Consider the following 16,836-nt stretch of genomic DNA (forward strand, 5'->3'; position numbering starts at 1 on the left):
GCTCGCTCCCGATACGCTACCGCTGTGAGTCGCGGAGGATGAGCGGTCCGATGGCGAGCGTTCGCTTCGCGACGGTGGCGATGCGGGCGATGTAGGAGAGCAGGAGCAGGAACGGCAGCATCGAGACGGTGAACGCGGCGGCGATGATCCAGAGGACGTTACCGATACCGAGCGTCGTGCCCTCGATGGTCCCGTTCCCGGTGAACGCCAGCGTACAGCCGGCGACGAACAGCGCCGGGACCGCCGTGTAGACGATGAGCCGCGAGAGGTCGATGAGCGCCCACTGGAAATAGAGCGTCTTGATGTGCTCGCGGGCGGGGCCGAACATCGTGAGGACGGTCCTGAGCTCGTCGAGGAGGTGCTCGCTCTCCGCCGAGAGGCTGTCCGCGTGTTCCTCGTCGATGCGGTCGACCTGGAATATCTTCCACCCGTAGTTGAAGTTGAGCGCGGCGAACAGCACGTCGAAGGTCCCGAACGCCGCGCCGTCGAGCTGGTCGGTCACCTCGTCCGCGTTCCCGGTCAGGCTCTCGGTGAACTCGTCGACCTCCGCGCGGAGGTCGTCGTCGTCGCTGCCCGAGACGGTATCACGCAGCGCTTTCGCGCGCCGACGGGTCGCGTCGACGAGGTGTCGGAGGAACGCGGACGGGTCGACGGGCGTCGGCCTGCCGATCAGTTCGCCGGTGTAGTCCCGGAAATCCATCGTGTTGCTCATCCGCTCGTGCTGGTCGCCGAGCGGCCCGTTCTCCTGGGAGATGACGAGCTGGCTGATGGTGACGACGAGGGTCGTTCCGGTGATGATCGCCCCGAGTAGCGTCGAGAACATGGTTCCGATCGTGTCGCCCGACCGGAGCGCCGACTCGAATCCCGGGTGTCCGAACGCACCCACCAGGACGAACGCGGCGAAGAGACCGACGGCCAGTACCGCGGTGACGAACAGCCGGTTCGCGCTGAGCAGCACCCACAGTTTGAATCGGCTCTCGTCCGCCCGTTCACGCATCGTATCCGCCGTGCCGATCTCCGTGTCGCCCTCGGTCTCGATCCGCGTGTCGGACTCCGCGTCGGCGTCGATATCGGTTCCCCCTCCGGCGCTCATACCTCCTCCGCGGCGGGACGCTTGAACAGCAGGTACTTCGTCCCCCCTCCCACGTAGTCGATGGTTCCGACCAGCTCCCAGCCGTCGCTACCGAGCTCGTTCAGCTCGTCCGTCGGGTCGACCGCCTCCTTCTTCGTCGATCCGCGCGGGGGTCGGAGGGTCTCGTACTCCCAGTCGGTCCGCTCCGTCGAGGTCATGTGCGAGCCACGACCGGTGTCCGCAAAAACCGTCTGCATGCGTACCCGCCGGGGAAAGGGTCCACCGGTCCTCGTTTCCAGCTCGTCGCTCCCCGGGCCCTCTACCCGTTACGACACGGCTTCACCGGCCCGCTTCGGGGGTACCACGGCTCGCTCGTCGCTCTCGTCGTTCTCGCCGCGGCTCGCCTACGCGGTCTGGGAGGTGTCGACGTTCCCGTCGATCCGGACGAACCCGTAGTCACACTCGGGACAGTGCCACTTCTCCTTCCGGCCGAGCTGGACGGTCATGCTCGCGGCCTTGTAGAACTCGCGGTCCTCGCCGCAGGCCGGGCAGTAGTGTTCGAGCGCGAGGCTCATGGTCGATACTGTGGCCGGGCGGGAATTCAACCTACTGGTTTCCCCGACATCGGGGGATGAACCGTATGCCGCGATACGGAACCTGGCTCCCGTGGACCGGCGGGGTCGCGGCCGGATCCGGGGCCGTCGAGTCCCGCGATGGTCCCGTCGTATCCCTCGGTCGGCACGAAACGCGTCCCTCCTCACGAGTCGCTCTCAGCCGATCTCACCTCCTCCGTCAGGTGTCACCGCGCCATCGCCCACGTATTCCGATCTCCGACGACGGAGCGACGTTCGTTCGAGTCGGTGGCCGAGTGGCTCACTCGGACGGCTCGCGTGATCGAATTCGGCTCGCCGACCCGGCCGGACGCCGCCCGGCGTGTGCGGTGCCCCGGTCCGGTCCGCGACACTCATCGGATTCTCGCGGAGGGATCGCCGTCGGTGGTCGGGTATAAGTCCTCGGCATCCCTGGCGTCGGACGTGAAGATATACACCGGCCGCGGCGACGAGGGGATGACCGACCTCCGGGACATGTCCCGGGTATCGAAGACGAGCCCGCGGATCGAGGCCTACGGCACCGTCGACGAGGCCAACAGCGTCATCGGAACGATCCGGCCCTCGGGGTACGACGACGTCGACGAGCGGCTCGAAACGATACAGAACCACCTCCACGTGGTCCAGGCGGACTTCGCCAACCCCGACGCCGACGACGAGGACGCCCCGCACCTCCGCGAGGAGCACGTCGAGGTCCTGGAGGAGTGGATGGACGCCTTCGACGAGGAGCTCGACCCCCTGCAGTCGTTCATCCTGCCCGGGGGGAGTGAGCCGGGGGCAGCCCTCCACCACGCCCGGGCGGTCGTCCGCCGGGCCGAGCGCCGGTCGATCGAACTCGCGTCGAAGGAGCCGATCAACGAGACCGCCGTCGCGTATCTCAATCGGCTCTCGGACGCGCTGTTCGTCTTCGCCCGACTCGTCAACAAACGCGAGGGCGTCCGCGAGGAGTCACCGACGTACTGACCTGCCAACTCCCGCCGTGCTCAGCGGCGCACGAACCGCGAGAGCCGATCCCTGATACCGTCCTCGCCGAGCGTGAGGTAGTAGGCGTCGCCGCGGTCCTCGTAGTAGCCCTCGACGCGGCGCTTCACCTCGAAGCCGACGTGCTCGTAGAACTCCAGGGCGTTCCGGTTCGTGGTCCGCGCGTGACAGGAGACGCTCGAGTGCTCGTCGGCGACCTCCGCGACCAGACACTCGCCGAACCCCTCGCCCCGGTAGTCGGGATCGACCGCGAGAAAGAGGATGTAGCCGTCCCGTCGGGTGGCGGCGAAGCCGACCAGCCGCTCCTCGACGCCCCGCTCGACGAGGGCGTAGACCGTCGAGCGACGGTAGGCATCGACGAAGAACCCCCGGCGCTGCTTGAGCACCCCCTCGTCGCCGCGGATGCGCTCTTTGAGGTCCCAGGCCGCCTCGACGAGCGAGTCGTCGCCGGGGCCGAAGGTCCGGGTCTCTATATTGACGCTCACCACGCGCCGGTAACCGTCGAGCGGATATAATTCCACCGGGCGATAACGGCCCCCTCGGGGCCACTCCCGCCTCCTCGCGTCCAGCCGGAAGCCTTTCACTCATCCGCGGTCAGGTCCCGGGTATGTACGCGATCGTGGCGTTCGACGGTGCCGGGGACCCGTCGTGAGCTTCGAACTCCGCGAGCACACCGCCGACGTGGCGGTGGCCGCCCGGGGCGGGACCCTCGGCGACGCGTTCGCGGCCGTCGCGGACGGGCTCGCCGCGGCGATGTGCGAGGCGATTCCGGCCGAGGGGGGCGAGCGATACGACCTCGCCGTCCGCGCCGAGGACCGCGAGGCGCTCCTGTTCGACTACCTCGACGAACTCATCTACCGCCGGGACGTCGAGGCGGTCCTGCCGGTCGACCACGAGGCACTCGTCGAGGGCGAGGACGAGGAGTGGTGTCTGACCGGGTCGTTCCGGGGGATCCCCCTCGACGCCGTCGTCGCGCGCGACGTGAAGGCGGTCACCTACTCCGATATGCGCGTCGCGCGCGAGGGCGACAAGTGGGTCGCGTACGTGGTCCTCGACGTGTGACCGGCGTGCGCTCCCAGATTCCGCTCGTGTCCTGACCACGGGCCGCCGAGCCTCCCGCTCGTCGCCGAGAAAGACACTTCCGCCCGGGGGGCCTACCCGACGGCATGCGAGACGAGGAGGAGATCCGGGAGCAGTACGAGTTCCTGAAGGCCGAGCTGGACGACGAGGATATGAACCACGAGGGGGTCAGACAGATGTTCACCTACTACAAGCGCGCGCTGGGGTGGGTGCTGGAGGAGGAGTACATCTGAACCCGGACGTGGCTCCGACTCGTCAAGGTCGGTACCTTTATTATACTCCGACGGCTTGTGTGAGTTGACGCTTCGCTTTGGAGGGCCGAAGCGTCAGCGGGGACCAATTCAGGGCGGCAAGCGGCCGACCGGGCTCTTTTCACCCCGGTCGGCCGCTTTCCTCTCATCGAAGTGATCGAACAGTCCATGGTCGGTTCTGCGACAGACTACTGATTGACGGATACGGGACCGTCCGCTCGATCCCCGTATCGAAACCACGACGACGCGAGCGAGAGCCATCGGTCGTCGGGGGTCGGGTCGGCTGTCGTAGTCCGCGTCACCGGTAGCTCACTCTCACTCGTCTCCGAACCCTCGTCGCGTCCACGGTCACGTCGCTCTCCTCGACACCGAGTTCGAACGCCGCGCCGGGTCCGTCGACCCGTCCGTCTCGATCGACCTGCACCCCGAACGTCGGGATCGCCGGTACCTCGACGGTCAGTCGCTCCCCGTCGACGGACGCCGTGATCGGACTCTGTCGAACTCGTTCGCTCCGTCGCGCGGGACCGCGGTGATCACCTCGCGTGACTGCTGCGTTCGTCTTCCAAGCGAACTTTCACAGAGGGGGGTGCGCGTTCGCCCGATACGGACGGCTCTCACCGACCGCTCCCGATCACCTACCCCCTGAGTGATGATACCCACGGAGATCATACGTCAGTCTGCTTAGACCCGATTCCGGCGGTCGCGGTACCACATCTCCGGTCAGCCGGTCGGTTATGCACGGCCTGTGCCATACCGATGCGTAAACTTGATCTATTTCGACACTAAGTATGATGTAGACATTACCGATGCACGACCTGACAGGATTCCAGCGAGATCTGCTGTACGTCATCGCCGGCCGGGAGCGGCCCCACGGCCTCGCGATCAAGGAGGAGCTCGAGGACTACTACGAGAAGGAGATCCACCACGGCAGGCTCTACCCCAACCTCGACACGCTCGTCGACAAGGGGCTCGTGGAGAAGGGCGACAAGGACCGCCGGACGAACTTCTACACGCTCACACGCCGTGGCCGCCGGGAGATAGAGGATCGCCGGCGGTGGGAGAGCGAGTACGTCGAGGAACTCCTGTAGTACGCCTACGTACGGAACGACTCGCCACAGCCGCACTCGCTCACGACGTTCGGGTTCTCGACGTGGAACCCGGCACCCTGGAGCCCGCCATCGAAGTCGAGGACGGATCCGCCCACGTAGTTGAGGCTGGCCGGATCGACGAAGATCCGGAGCCCGTGGTGCTCGGTGATCGTGTCGTCCTCCTCCGGTTCGGCGTCGAAGCGCATCCCGTAGGAGAGCCCCGCACAGCCACCCTGCTGGACGAACAGGCGGAGCCCGGCGACGTCCGTATCGTAGTCCTCGCCCCGGAGGAGATCGAGCGCCTCCTCCGCGGCGGCCTCCGTGACGGTCACTCCCGAGTCGGCGTCCTGTCCCTCGGTGACCTCGGTGCTCATACTCACTCATTCGTCCGGGAGGTGTTAACGCTGACGCACGCATCGGGGGCGTCGGTTCGTGGATGACGACCCACGACGTGGTGTCCCCTGACCGACCGACACAAGGGATATATCCTCCAAACCCCTATCAACTACCATGAACAAACACTTCGAAGACAGCCGGTACTACCTCCGACGCGCGGCCCGGACCGCCGCGAGGGGACTGAGCGAGGAGATCGAGGCCGTCGAGGCACGACTCCGCGAGCTGACCGGCCGCGAGGCCGAGACCGAACCGGATCGCGTCGAGGAGATCCGCGCGGAGCTGGATCGGCTCCAGGGACGCGCCCAGGGCGAGGCGCGCGAGGCCATCGGGAAGGCCCGCGAGCGGCTCGGCCGCGGCCGGACCGTAGACACCGACGGGACCGGGGAGGCCGAGGCGTAGGCCCCGAAGCGTAAAGATCAGGGTCTCCCGGGGCCATCCTCCTTTCGACCGTGACCGACAGGGAGTCGAGCGGTGACGCCGATGCCCGGAATCCCGGGACCGGGGACGACGGACGTGAGTGCACCGGGTCGGCCCCATGGGCCGGCGTCGTGCTCGCCGGCGGCGGCTCGACCCGGTTCGGCGACGCCGACAAGCTCCTCGCGGAGCTCGACGGGACGCCCCTCCTCCGTCGCGTCGCCGACCGACTCGCCGCACGGACCGACCGGCTCGTCGTCGCGGCCCGCCCCGGCGAGCGGTCGACGGTCCGCGACCTCCTCGCCGGGATCCCCGCGGAGGTGACGGTGCTCACCGACCCCGAACCCGATCGGGGGCCGCTGGCGGGGATGGCCGTGGGCCTCGACGCCGTCCCGGAACGATACGAGTACGGTGCCGTCGTCGCCGGGGACATGCCGTTCGTCGACCCCGCGCTGCTCGACTACCTCCACGACCGGGCCGCGCCCGACCACGACGTCGCGCTCGTCCGGACCGAGGAGGGCTGGTACAACACCACACAGGCGATCTACCGGGCGGCTCCCGTCGCCCTGGGATGCGAGCGAGTGCTGGCCGACGGTGGGGGGCGCATCCTCGACGCGTTCGAGGATCTCGACGCGCTGACCGTCGAGGCCCACGAACTCGACGGCGTGGTCTCGATGGAGACGTTCCTCGACGTCGACACCCGCGAGGACCTGGCGGAGGCCCACGACCTGGTGTGCCGCGACCGGGGTTTTGACAAGCATTAAGTCCCGGCGGAGCAGTAGTCCGACCACCGGGTCGGTGATCTAGTTCGGTTATGATACCTCCTTCACACGGAGGAAGCCGGTGGTTCAAATCCGCCCCGACCCATCCTCTTATGTCGGTTTCACCGCTGAGCCGCGCGCGCCGGTAAGACTAACCTGTCAGACAGAGGGGGGTGAGCGGCGGTGAGTCGCACCGTTGAGCTGGAGCCCCCGATTTGCGACTACTGCGGGTGCTACATCACTGAGAGGGAGCAGCCGTGTCCAGCGCTGGAGAACGGGGGGTGCCATCCGTGACGTGGAAGCGGACCACGAGGGGCGTTCAAGAGTTCCAGGCCTGGACGCTCCCCCGCAGCTCTCGACTCCGGACGACCGGAGCTCACCGCCGACATCAAGAGGTGATGCGGCGTGCGGGCTAACCCGCTCTACGGCTATCAGCGTTGCCCCCCTGAGCACCCGCAATCTCCGAAGGAGGACACCTGGAACAGGGGGCGGTGGCCGTGACGGACTACATCGTCCCGGCTTCCCACGAGTTCGCTGCGAACTTCCTGTTCGACGAGTACGGCCTAAACCCCTTCTTCGCGGCCGATCGTCGAGTCAAGGAGGGGAGTGGCAGTCAGCGCTCGGTGTTCACCGATCAAGGAGGAGAGTGGACGGTGACGCTCTACTACCAGCCGAGTAACATCGTCTACCCAGGTGAACGTCTTCCGTCCGGGACAGCGTGGCGGCTTGACGAGGTGCGGGAGTTCCGCATGACGATCGCTCGCCACGGCGAGGAAGATCCAGTTGGCGAGCAGAGCTTCAACGCCCACCTCGCTCCACGGTGGCCTGGAATGGAGGCCGAGAGCGACGACGGCACCACCCACCAGATCAGTGTTCCCGATGGGCTGGAGGAGGCCGTCAATGTTCACGTTCAGGGGTCGAACATCGAATTCGACCGCTACAGAAGATTGCTTCAGAAAGCCGCTTCGGCTGTCGACATCCGTAGTGAGTACTTCGAGGAGCTCCACGAGTTCAGTAACGTCCAGGACGCAGAGCGGTACGTCCGAGTTAATCGAGATGATAGCGGGCCAGTCCACGCTCGGGATGGACCAATCGCGTCGATGGGGCATCTCCTCGAGCACGACCGACAGGGCTACCGAAAGGTCGTCCAGGACGACGAGGACGGTCACGGCAATACCCTTCCTGGGTACTACCATACGGTAACGCTCGGTCCACGCCGGATTCGAGAGGCGTTTCCGACGCATGCGCTTCCGAAGGAGGTCAAGCACTACTACGCTCGAGAGGCGGGTAATCTCCCGGATGACTCGCCGCTCGCTCATCCAAAGGTTGGCGTCTCCTACCAGGTGAGTCGGTGGGACGAGACGCTTGGGGCGTCGCCGGAAAGCCTGGAACGGCTGGAGCGCGAACTCGACCAGACGCTTCTGTCTGTGCTCGCCGACGCGGGGTTAGACATCGCTCCGGAGCGCGGGAACGGCCCGTTCGTCGACGACGCCTACTTCGAGACCGAGCGCACAGAGAAGGGTCCGGACCCTGTCTCACTCGATTTGACCCGGATTCGTTCGTCGCAGGAGAGCGTCGTCATACGACACTTGGCAGACGGACTCAGTCCGATCCAATGGGAGAGCCTCCAGACGCTAGTCACGGATGGCGGGGAGGTCTCACCCACGGATATCGCGACCGAACACGGTCGGCACGTCGGAAGTGTGCGGCGGGCACTCCGAGAGATCGACGATCTCGTTGAGCGTGAGTACGGACAGGTCAGCCTGCGGTCGTCGTACATCGCAGAGCTGGTGCACGACGCTGTTGAGGAAGCACGTGAGGCGACGCGAAGAGCAGTCGAAGCTGGCTCCAAAGCGCTGGAAGCGGCCGAGCGTGGATTGGGCGATCAAATGAGTGTGTTCGTCGCGTGGGCAGCGAAGCATGGCGTCGACATCGATGACGCGCTCTCGCGCCGCGAGGCACGAATGATGCTTCGCTTTGGGGAGCCCGGCCGCGAGGCTCGACGAGCAGTTCGTGAAGGGTTCCGGATCTGGAAAGCAGCGGATCTTCCACCTGAGCGATTCCGGACAGCGCGGATCCGGTTCAATGACGGGAGCGCGGCGAGCGCGTGGCGGTACTTAGAGCCCGGCTGACGGCTGGCTCCGTGAGTGGCAACACTGTTCTGCGGGGGAGTAGACGGCAATAATTGCTGGCTTTTTGGGCGTCGGGAGTCGGGATTATCCTCTGGAGATACATACGGCCCCCGATAGCGGGCTACCTTGCTTGACTGGATCGCACAGGGAGTGTTTGGTTCTCCGTTAGGGGTGTGCCTAAGGGCACTAGATTAAAATACCCTGCTTCCCGCAACAGCCGCTGCAGTTAATGCACTTGAAGCGGAGGTCCCCTATCCATTGGAACACCTTACAAGCCACTTGTCGAATCAGGTGCTGTCAGGTAGAAACCAAAGCTCGCCAGGTGACAGCAACCTCCAAGACCACGCTTGAGCAGTCGGTCCGAACGTAAACAGCAAGGTGATTTTCCGTGACGCACCATGACTTAACAGTCAGCCGATTAGTAATAATTTTGAATTTATATCATTTCGACAGGATTCGGAAGCTCCATCAAGCTAATATTGATTCTGTCTGCGTTTTGATTTACTTCGTCGCCGACGATCAGCTCATTAAGCATCAGTGTGTCTATTATTTGGCCGGTTCGAAACTTCCTCTCGTCAATTATCTACTGGAACTGAAGCTTATTACAATGGAATTTAAATAACCAGTCAGGATGCCAAAGGCAGATCAAAAAACAGTCTCACAGGTCTTCTCTGACGCAAAATTACAAGTCCCACTCTATCAGCGAAGCTACGCTTGGGAACCACAGCAGGTCGAGGACCTCCTGAACGACATCGACTACGTCTACCGACGGCGCTACGGCTCTCCGACTGCTCGTAACGTGACTACTGTGCCATCAGATGCGGAGAGCAACGACACGAATGGGAACTCAGACGTCTACCACTACTTCGGGACATTGGTCCTCAACGCAAGAGGCAAGCAGGACATGATGGGTTCGGAGTGGACCGTCTACGACATAATTGACGGACAACAGCGGCTCACAACAACCAATGTCTTCATCGCGTGCATCGTGGAGGAACTCGAGGCGATCGCGGATGCATTCGATACTGCAGGGCTCGGCAAGGAAGATCTCCCGAAAGGGGTTGTTCGACCTCCCGGCTATCTCGCGACGAATTACACGGAGAACTATCTCAAGCTCGGGGACCGGAAGGAGGGACGCCATCTAGAGCCCGGTGAGCTCACTGAAGCAGCGTACGCAGAACTCATCATCGACCAGGGTGATCCACGAACAATCCTCGACGATGACGAGCGGCTTGTCCCAGAGAAGAAGCTGGCCAGAGCGAAACGACTCATCCAGAATTGGATCCGTGAAAAGCGGGAACTGTTCCTCGGTGATGAAGACCTGGATCAGGCTACGGAAACGGATCTCCTCGAATACTATACGGCTATCAAGCGGTATACAGGTGTTCTCACCTCCCAATTCAAACTCACCTCCCAAGAAGTCGAGAGTACAGACGAGGCAGGCCGGCTCTTCGAGGCTGTCAACGACCGGGGCCGAGATATCACGCTCGCCGACAAGGTCAAATCGTACCTGATCTACGTCTCCGGCGAATTCGACACGTTGGACTCAGAAGCAGTCGCTCGCCGATTCAACGACGCCGTCGAAACAGTCGCCCAGTACGCGACCGACGATGACGACATCGACCAATTGGTCCAGTTCCACTGGGAGCTCTTCACGGGTGAGTACAAGAAGGTCCGCAAGAATCGATCTGGCCCGACGCCAATCCACCGGCGTATCAAGGAATCATCCCGCCATATTCCCCTCGACCGGGATCCAGAAGAGGTCGCGACGTGGGTCAACAACTACGTCGATACGCTCTCGAGCGTCTCCAAATCCTACGTCCAAGCGAATTACCTCGACGTCTTCAACCGACAAACCGACGTCTCGCCCCAGGTTCAGGCTCGAGTCAAGTCCCTCCACAACATCAACTTCTCCAATATCGCGCCGCTCATCATCGCAGCCATCGAGCGATACGATGCTGACAGCCCGGAGTTCGCGCGGATCGCCACGCTGTGTGAGGTCTATTCATTCCGCGTCTACCAAGTAGCCAAACGATCGCAACGGACCGCGCGCCGCGAGTTCAAGGAGGCAGCACATCGGCTCTACGCCTCCGAGTTCGAGGACGGCTTCGTCGAGGACCTGTTCGGCGAAGCGGTCGTCGACCCACCCTACGAGAATCCGACTGTCGCCGTCGACGAGGTGACGGCGTATCTCGACAATTACATCGGCCGGCACTGCCCTGACAATGACTTCGTCGAGTACCTGACGCGGTCGGACATCATCCAGGGGAGCGACACGCGTGGGTGGCCCGGCTTCTGCAACAAGGGTGCGATCCGGTTCCTGCTGTTCGAGTACGAGAAGCACCTTCGCCAGGAGAAGAACACGGATACGTCGCTGAAAATGCTCCCCAGCGTGATGGATCTAGACGAGTTCACGATTGAGCACATTGCTCCCCGAACGCCGGAGACCAGCGCTGCGGAGCTTGAAAGCCATGAGGAAAACGTGAACCGGTTGGGGAATCTCGCACTCCTCGGGCCGAAGGATAATCCGTCAGCGTCGAACGACGATTATGCGACCAAGTATGAGGAAATCTACCAAGACGCGCAGATGGAGATTCTTGGTGATGACCTCCCAGCTCCGAAAGCGGGCTGGGACGTCGACGCGTTGGATGCACGAGCGCGAGATATCGTGGCCTTCGCGCTCGACCACTGGAGTGGCGAATCGGCGGCCGTCGTTACGATGGCACAGGGAAGTTCCGACGCAGCTGAGGGAGCAGCCACCGATCCGAGGACGGACACCGCGTTCACCATTCGTGATGATGCACAACGGACGTATGCGGAGGACGTCGACGCTGATCCCTCACGAGTAAAACTCGTCAGGCAAGGTGACGTGGATAGGCCGAGTTCTGGCGCCGATAGGGTGACTGAACTCCCCCAGTGCTCTTGTGGCGCGCTCTACACCCGAATCTCCGATGGAGAGGATCTCACTAAGATGTATAAGTGTGTCTGTGGTTCTTCGTTAGAAGCTCCGAATCTCGCCGGTGTCAGTCGATCAGTTCTCGCTGACTGAGGTGTCTCGATTCTTTTTGAGAAGCTCTCCGACCTCGAAGTTAGTCATCCTGCACAGCCGACTCAACGATGTCGATCTCCTCCTCGGTCAGTCCATAGATGTCGTAGACGATATTGTCAATGCGCTTGTCAGTCGTTTTTATTTTTCCAACTAGTTCATCGGCACGTGTTTTGATCTCAAGATATTGTTCTAAACCGGTTTGTATATTCTCAATATCTGGTAGTGTTAGTTCTTTCAATCTATCTAGTGGGGATTTTGTCTTAGTTGCCTTTTTACGGAAACTTGCGAAACCACCTGCTTCCTTAATAACGATTGGAACAAAATTCTGAATCAGTGCTTTCTCTGCGTCTGAGAGTCCCACAAACCCCATTACTTCATAAGTCTCGAATTCTTCTTCAACAAGACGGCCCCACCGATCAGTTTCTCTGGAATCATCTTCCTCTGGTTTATAACTGATCTCTATAGCCATTACCAACCTCGCACCATCGTTCTTGAAGGAGACATCTTCAATACGCATACTTTCCAAATCGTCCGATGTCTTGGTAACTGGTGTATCTGCGACTCCTGCTACTGGCATTTGTAAGGTATCTAAATCGTCACCAGCCATTGAGTCGGGAAGTTCATCGTTCGGAATTCCAAGGTAATCGAGGATATTCAGATTGAGTGCTTCCAATTCTCTCTTAGCGGAAAGCATGGCTTCTACCTGTGCTTCAAGATCATCTGAGCATTTCATCGGAACGAGCAAATCGGACAAATAGGTGGTCAGATAAGACCGGTAGCCCCCTCTTTTTGCAGGTGAAATACCTCGATAGATGTGATTCATTAGAGACGAGTTCAGTATTCCGAGCAACTCTTTTTGAGATAAATCTATATCATTCCCAATCTTAATGCTCCTTACTTTTGTATTGAAATAATTATGGTTGTCTCCTCGATCGATGGTAAATTCGTTCTCTTTAGCAATCTCAGGGCATAGTATTTTATCATTCGTGTATATTTTTTCTTCTCTCTTTCTCCAGAATTCATACCATTTATAACCAGAATCGACTAAATAACTACGCGACTTGAGCTGGTCCTCATTCGATTGTAAATATTCCCAGGCATTTGGATATCTGCTTTTTAATTCAGCCGGTTTAATAACATCATCACCATCGTACGGGAACAAGACTGATCGATCTGTCTTCGGTGGTATGTACCGATCAATATCTTCACCTTTTAATAGGGGGCGGAATATTTCCTCCTCAATATCTGAATTTTCTTTCTTATCCTTTTCAAAGTAAAATACGCTATCAGCAGATGTATCGATGCCTTTTGAGATGAATTGGGTTACATCTTCCAACGGAACAAATGAATCAGGGATTGCGTCAATAATGAGTGCGACATCAGCAGGTATTACATCCCAAAAGTCACTATTAAGATCGTTGTTATCTAGTGTATAGAAGTATAATTCGCCCTTCTCATCTTGTATAAAACGATCTTCTGATTGAGGGACAATCACTTTGAATTCTGATTTGTTTCTGGTATGTGATAGAGATACAATAGCCACATAATTGGTAGCACCATCAAACACTTGTATATCAGATAGGTCTACTATCTCTGCAACAGAAACGTTGTGATTGGAAATGTATTTTCGAAGCCCTTTGCCATAATCCCGCCTGAAGAACATCGAGGGTTCAATATAGGATATTTTATTTGTAGAGAGTTGTATCCCAAGTTCAGTAAATGGTAGGTATATATCCCATCTCTGTGTTGTAGATTCATATTTCTTCTCTAGGTAATCTTTTAATGAATCACCCAGTAAATATGACTGAATATAGGGTGGATTCCCAATGACAGCGTCGAATCCACCATCGTCTTTCCGGACTCCGTCCTGCTCGTAGAACGCGATCGGGAATTCCAACTCCCAGTGGAAAAAGTGCTCGTCTGCGGCCATCTGTTGAGCAGATCGATACCAGTCCTCTTCCTCGATTCCAGCCCATGAATCCTCCCGAAGTGCCGCCGCCATCCGCTCATAGGCGTCCCTTGGCACGTCGAGTCCAAACTGCTCGGCAGTATGAACGTTTACCATCGCCATAAGATGTTGATATAGAGGGTCCTTACGCACCTCCTCGTAGACCGCCTCCATCTCCTTGATGTCGTCCAAGGTCTCATTATCGATGGCAAGTAGTTCCTCAAACTGGTCGGTGACGTGCTCCAACGCCTGCTGTCGGGTCCGGTCGAACGATTGCTGTAAGGTGAGTTGCCCTTCTTCGTTGCCGATCTCGGTGTTGCCGTTGTTCAGCACCGTCTCGATGTCACTCCCGACCAACGAGTTCCCCGTCTTCAGGTGGTGATTCAAGAACGCGAGCGGCTGTTCAGCCGCGAGCGTCCGAAGCCAGAGTGACACCTTCGCGAGCTCAACAGCGAGCGGATTCAGGTCGACACCGTAGATACAGCGCTGGGCGACCTGCCGACGGGCCCAGTTGATGTCGTGGTCCTCGTCGACAGTCTCGATACCCTGCTGTGCGGCCTGTCGCTCCTGTGCGTCGATGATCTCGCGGGCGAGGTAGTCGATAGCGCTCGTCAGGAAGTGACCGCTCCCCATCGCCGGGTCGAGGATTTTGAGATCAAACACTTCCTCAGCGAACTCCTCAGCGAACCCCCCTTCGTCGAATGCACTCTGTCCGACGAGACTACCCCGAATGTCGTCGACGAGAGGGCCGAGCGTTTCTTCGACGATGTGCTCTACGACGTACTCCGGCGTGTAGTACGATCCCGTCGCTTTCCGCTCTCCGGATCCGGTCGAGAGGTGGACTTCCCCCTCCTCGACGACGACCTCATCACCCTCGCCGGCGGGAACATACTCACCGTCTTCGAGTGCAAGCGGTTCGTCAGCAACATCGATCTGATACTCTAGAAGTCCCTCGTAGATGCTCCCGAGGTGGCGTACGTCCAGCGACGAGTAATCGACGAAGATCTTCCCGCCGCCGTTGCCGTTCTGACTCCGGGTCAGGAGTTCGATGACTTCCGCGAGATAGGCGTCCCCCACTTGATGATTCGCGATGAACCGGGCTTCGTCGCTATCAGCCCCATCGGGATCCGTCCGGAATAGGCCGCCGTTGTACGCGGGGATGTAGAGATCTTTCTCAGGGATCCCACGCGACTTGCTTCCCCTGTCTATGAGCTTGAACAGTTCGTCCAGCCGGTCCCAGAGGTTGCCCTGCCAGTCACGATACTTCGGACTCGGACTGTCGAGTTCCTCAGCGACATCCTGCTTGAGTGTGTTCAGACTGTATGATTCCTCGTAGATCTCGTTGTTCGTATCAAGCAGATCGCGGCCCTCACTCTCGGCGTAGAGCACAAAAATAAGCCGATACAAGTAGATAAGCGAGCTGTCGTGAATGAGATCGAGATCTTCTTCGGAGAGGTCGTTGTCCGGGTACTGCATGAACCCCTCCGAGAGTACCTTTATGGCCTGGTAGATGTTGTCTTGGAGGTCCTCCCCCAACTCCCGGGCGAAGACATTGGACTCGTCGTAGACGTCGTCTAGGAAGCACTCGCCACTGGAGTCTTCGAGGAACGCGCCGTGGCGGAAGAAGAGATAGAAGTATTTGAAGTCCTCAAGATCGCCCTTTTCGAGGACGGTCGGTAGGTCGATTTCGTAGTAGGAGTCGAGCCGATGACTCGTCGGGCCGTAGTAGAGCCGCCATTTCTTTCCATCAGTGAGTACGGCCCACTGTGCTGGCGTCTCCTGTAAGTAGACGTGAATCTGGTAACTTGGGTTCTCGAAGTCACGCTCGTGTTCGCCACTCCCACGGGTGTCCAGCGGACGACCCCAGCGTTTGGCGTCCGCGACGGCGACGGCGTGCTTGTAGAAATCTCCACCTTCCTCACGGCGCTCGAACGCGCCACGTGCGGCGTCCTCTGACTCGAAAAAGCCGTAGTCGGGCCGCCGCTGGGTCCGGCTGGTACTCTCCTCGACCTCGAAAGGAATGCCCAGCTTCCGGAACATCGGCCGGATGAACTTCTCCTCGAGCTGGGACTCGTTACGCTTGGGAGCCGTCCCCTTCTCGCGCTCCCACAGGTCCATAATATCCGCTTTCGCCTCGCGGAGTTCGTCGTCGCTAAGCTCGTCCCACGCCTCGGTCTCGGGGAGATGCTCGTCGAGGTAGTAGTTCGAGAATAAGTCGCGATTCGTCCGGTAGGTGAGTGCCGTTTGCATGAATTATAGGGGAGTGATGATGAGGAACCGATCCGAGTCCTTGCTGTCGATGATAGCGTGAGCGACATCTTTCGTATCAGCAACGTCGACGTCGACGTCGTCGCTGATCCCGGCTTCGAGTATTTCGAGCTCCGAACCGGAGATGTTTACCCGCCCGGAGTTGCCTGAATTCCGGGCGATTGATTTTCGAGTCATCTCGGATGCTAATCCCGTTTCGTCCCCCTATTATAGTCTTTACTTAGACTATCGTATTCGCAATAAGGGAGCCTTGTTTAGACGCGGTGCAGATCTTCTTCTACGGGCTATCTCCACACAGCGAAACCGAATAGAGAGACACTCACGGACTGATCCTATTCACTTGATATAGCCGCTGATCACCGTTTTCGGTGGCGTCTAAACAAGGCCCAATAAGGGTATGCTCAAACAGTACGACTCGTGTCGGAGGTGTTGGACCCAACATACACCCTTGGGTGAGGACTGATTCCCCGATGTCAGTATCCGAGGCCCCTGCCTACTGGAGACGACGGACTAATTCACGGCCGCTTATTTGGATGCTGCGGGACGAAGATCTCGCCACCGGAGTGATGCCGTCTCGCCATCCGTTAGCTCGACCTGGTAGAGGTACCGGTCACGTTCGTCTCCAGTCGCGTTATCCGCGTCGTCTCGCCAGACCTCGACGATGGTCCCGAAATGGCCGTGGAGTCGATCGAAATCCGGATCATCCTCGTCAGGGATGTCGATACGAACACGGTCACCGGCCTCGAACCGTTGCATTACAAGGAGGAGCGTTCGGAAGCGGATTGAAC

The 16,836-nt window shown here is 59.7% G+C and carries 15 protein-coding genes and 1 tRNA gene; 9 read left to right on the plus strand and 7 right to left on the minus strand.

All coding sequences use genetic code 11. The features are described 5' to 3' along the window. Positions 1-16: 16 nt before the first annotated feature. The 3 genes from WDJ58_RS11210 to WDJ58_RS11220 all read right to left on the minus strand — a co-directional run bounded on the left by WDJ58_RS11210 (position 17) and on the right by WDJ58_RS11220 (position 1,647). Positions 17-1,093, minus strand: a complete 1,077-nt coding sequence (locus tag WDJ58_RS11210; protein ID WP_338917795.1) for a hypothetical protein — start codon at positions 1,091-1,093, stop codon at positions 17-19. Beyond that, on the minus strand, positions 1,090-1,290 hold the full coding sequence (locus WDJ58_RS11215) for a DUF4177 domain-containing protein (RefSeq protein ID WP_338917796.1): 201 nt from the start codon (positions 1,288-1,290) through the stop codon (positions 1,090-1,092). Before WDJ58_RS11215 ends, WDJ58_RS11210 begins: the two co-directional genes overlap by 4 nt. A gap of 186 nt (positions 1,291-1,476) precedes the next feature. After that, positions 1,477-1,647, minus strand: coding sequence for a hypothetical protein (locus WDJ58_RS11220; protein ID WP_338917797.1), 171 nt, complete (start codon positions 1,645-1,647; stop codon positions 1,477-1,479). Between the two features lie 459 nt (positions 1,648-2,106). On the opposite strand from WDJ58_RS11220, the gene WDJ58_RS11225 reads away from it, so the two are divergent. Beyond that, positions 2,107-2,643, plus strand: a complete 537-nt coding sequence (locus WDJ58_RS11225; protein ID WP_338917798.1) for a cob(I)yrinic acid a,c-diamide adenosyltransferase — start codon at positions 2,107-2,109, stop codon at positions 2,641-2,643. Positions 2,644-2,663: 20 nt separating this feature from the next. Here WDJ58_RS11225 and WDJ58_RS11230 read toward each other — a convergent pair whose 3' ends face one another. Further along, positions 2,664-3,146 carry a GNAT family N-acetyltransferase gene (locus tag WDJ58_RS11230; RefSeq protein WP_338917799.1) on the minus strand — a complete coding sequence of 161 codons (483 nt, stop codon included), beginning with the start codon at positions 3,144-3,146 and terminating at the stop codon, positions 2,664-2,666. A gap of 163 nt (positions 3,147-3,309) precedes the next feature. On the opposite strand from WDJ58_RS11230, the gene WDJ58_RS11235 reads away from it, so the two are divergent. From WDJ58_RS11235 to WDJ58_RS11245, 3 genes are all read left to right on the plus strand, one after another. Then, complete coding sequence (locus WDJ58_RS11235) at positions 3,310-3,723, plus strand: archease (protein WP_338917800.1); 414 nt, start codon at positions 3,310-3,312, stop codon at positions 3,721-3,723. Positions 3,724-3,827: 104 nt separating this feature from the next. After that, complete coding sequence (locus tag WDJ58_RS11240) at positions 3,828-3,974, plus strand: hypothetical protein (protein WP_185977114.1); 147 nt, start codon at positions 3,828-3,830, stop codon at positions 3,972-3,974. Between the two features lie 824 nt (positions 3,975-4,798). After that, positions 4,799-5,080, plus strand: a complete 282-nt coding sequence (locus WDJ58_RS11245; protein ID WP_338917801.1) for a PadR family transcriptional regulator — start codon at positions 4,799-4,801, stop codon at positions 5,078-5,080. A gap of 5 nt (positions 5,081-5,085) precedes the next feature. Here the strand turns inward: WDJ58_RS11245 and WDJ58_RS11250 are convergent, their stop codons facing one another. After that, positions 5,086-5,454 carry a HesB/IscA family protein gene (locus WDJ58_RS11250; RefSeq protein ID WP_338917802.1) on the minus strand — a complete coding sequence of 123 codons (369 nt, stop codon included), beginning with the start codon at positions 5,452-5,454 and terminating at the stop codon, positions 5,086-5,088. A gap of 136 nt (positions 5,455-5,590) precedes the next feature. On the opposite strand from WDJ58_RS11250, the gene WDJ58_RS11255 reads away from it, so the two are divergent. The 5 genes from WDJ58_RS11255 to WDJ58_RS11275 all read left to right on the plus strand — a co-directional run bounded on the left by WDJ58_RS11255 (position 5,591) and on the right by WDJ58_RS11275 (position 11,832). Continuing rightward, on the plus strand, positions 5,591-5,875 hold the full coding sequence (locus WDJ58_RS11255) for a DUF7553 family protein (RefSeq protein ID WP_338917803.1): 285 nt from the start codon (positions 5,591-5,593) through the stop codon (positions 5,873-5,875). 50 nt (positions 5,876-5,925) lie between these two features. Further along, positions 5,926-6,654: a molybdenum cofactor guanylyltransferase gene (gene mobA / locus WDJ58_RS11260; RefSeq protein WP_338917804.1), complete on the plus strand. Its 729-nt coding sequence runs from the start codon at positions 5,926-5,928 to the stop codon at positions 6,652-6,654. 28 nt (positions 6,655-6,682) lie between these two features. Then, positions 6,683-6,757, plus strand: a tRNA-Val gene (locus WDJ58_RS11265). A gap of 385 nt (positions 6,758-7,142) precedes the next feature. After that, positions 7,143-8,783, plus strand: coding sequence for a MarR family transcriptional regulator (locus tag WDJ58_RS11270; protein WP_380660709.1), 1,641 nt, complete (start codon positions 7,143-7,145; stop codon positions 8,781-8,783). A 631-nt stretch (positions 8,784-9,414) separates the two neighbouring features. Then, positions 9,415-11,832 carry a DUF262 domain-containing protein gene (locus tag WDJ58_RS11275; RefSeq protein WP_338917806.1) on the plus strand — a complete coding sequence of 806 codons (2,418 nt, stop codon included), beginning with the start codon at positions 9,415-9,417 and terminating at the stop codon, positions 11,830-11,832. Between the two features lie 40 nt (positions 11,833-11,872). Here the strand turns inward: WDJ58_RS11275 and WDJ58_RS11280 are convergent, their stop codons facing one another. Together WDJ58_RS11280 and WDJ58_RS11285 are read right to left on the minus strand one after the other, a co-directional pair. Continuing rightward, on the minus strand, positions 11,873-16,030 hold the full coding sequence (locus WDJ58_RS11280) for an Eco57I restriction-modification methylase domain-containing protein (protein ID WP_338917807.1): 4,158 nt from the start codon (positions 16,028-16,030) through the stop codon (positions 11,873-11,875). 543 nt (positions 16,031-16,573) lie between these two features. Next, a complete protein-coding gene (locus tag WDJ58_RS11285) occupies positions 16,574-16,804 on the minus strand; it encodes a hypothetical protein (RefSeq protein WP_338913309.1) in 231 nt (76 codons plus the stop codon). Positions 16,805-16,836 lie beyond the last annotated feature (32 nt).

Origin of the sequence: Salinirubellus litoreus, assembly GCF_037335815.1 — an archaeon.
GTDB lineage: Archaea > Halobacteriota > Halobacteria > Halobacteriales > Haloarculaceae > Salinirubellus > Salinirubellus litoreus.

Coding starts and splice junctions, on each gene's coding strand:
- WDJ58_RS11210 (WP_338917795.1), bottom strand. CDS start 1,093: ATGAGCGCCGGAGGGGGAACCGATATCGACGCCGACGCGGAGTCCGAC.
- WDJ58_RS11215 (WP_338917796.1), bottom strand. CDS start 1,290: ATGACCTCGACGGAGCGGACCGACTGGGAGTACGAGACCCTCCGACCC.
- WDJ58_RS11220 (WP_338917797.1), bottom strand. CDS start 1,647: ATGAGCCTCGCGCTCGAACACTACTGCCCGGCCTGCGGCGAGGACCGC.
- WDJ58_RS11240 (WP_185977114.1), top strand. CDS start 3,828: ATGCGAGACGAGGAGGAGATCCGGGAGCAGTACGAGTTCCTGAAGGCC.
- WDJ58_RS11245 (WP_338917801.1), top strand. CDS start 4,799: ATGCACGACCTGACAGGATTCCAGCGAGATCTGCTGTACGTCATCGCC.
- WDJ58_RS11250 (WP_338917802.1), bottom strand. CDS start 5,454: ATGAGCACCGAGGTCACCGAGGGACAGGACGCCGACTCGGGAGTGACC.
- WDJ58_RS11255 (WP_338917803.1), top strand. CDS start 5,591: ATGAACAAACACTTCGAAGACAGCCGGTACTACCTCCGACGCGCGGCC.
- WDJ58_RS11275 (WP_338917806.1), top strand. CDS start 9,415: ATGCCAAAGGCAGATCAAAAAACAGTCTCACAGGTCTTCTCTGACGCA.
- WDJ58_RS11280 (WP_338917807.1), bottom strand. CDS start 16,030: ATGCAAACGGCACTCACCTACCGGACGAATCGCGACTTATTCTCGAAC.
- WDJ58_RS11285 (WP_338913309.1), bottom strand. CDS start 16,804: ATGCAACGGTTCGAGGCCGGTGACCGTGTTCGTATCGACATCCCTGAC.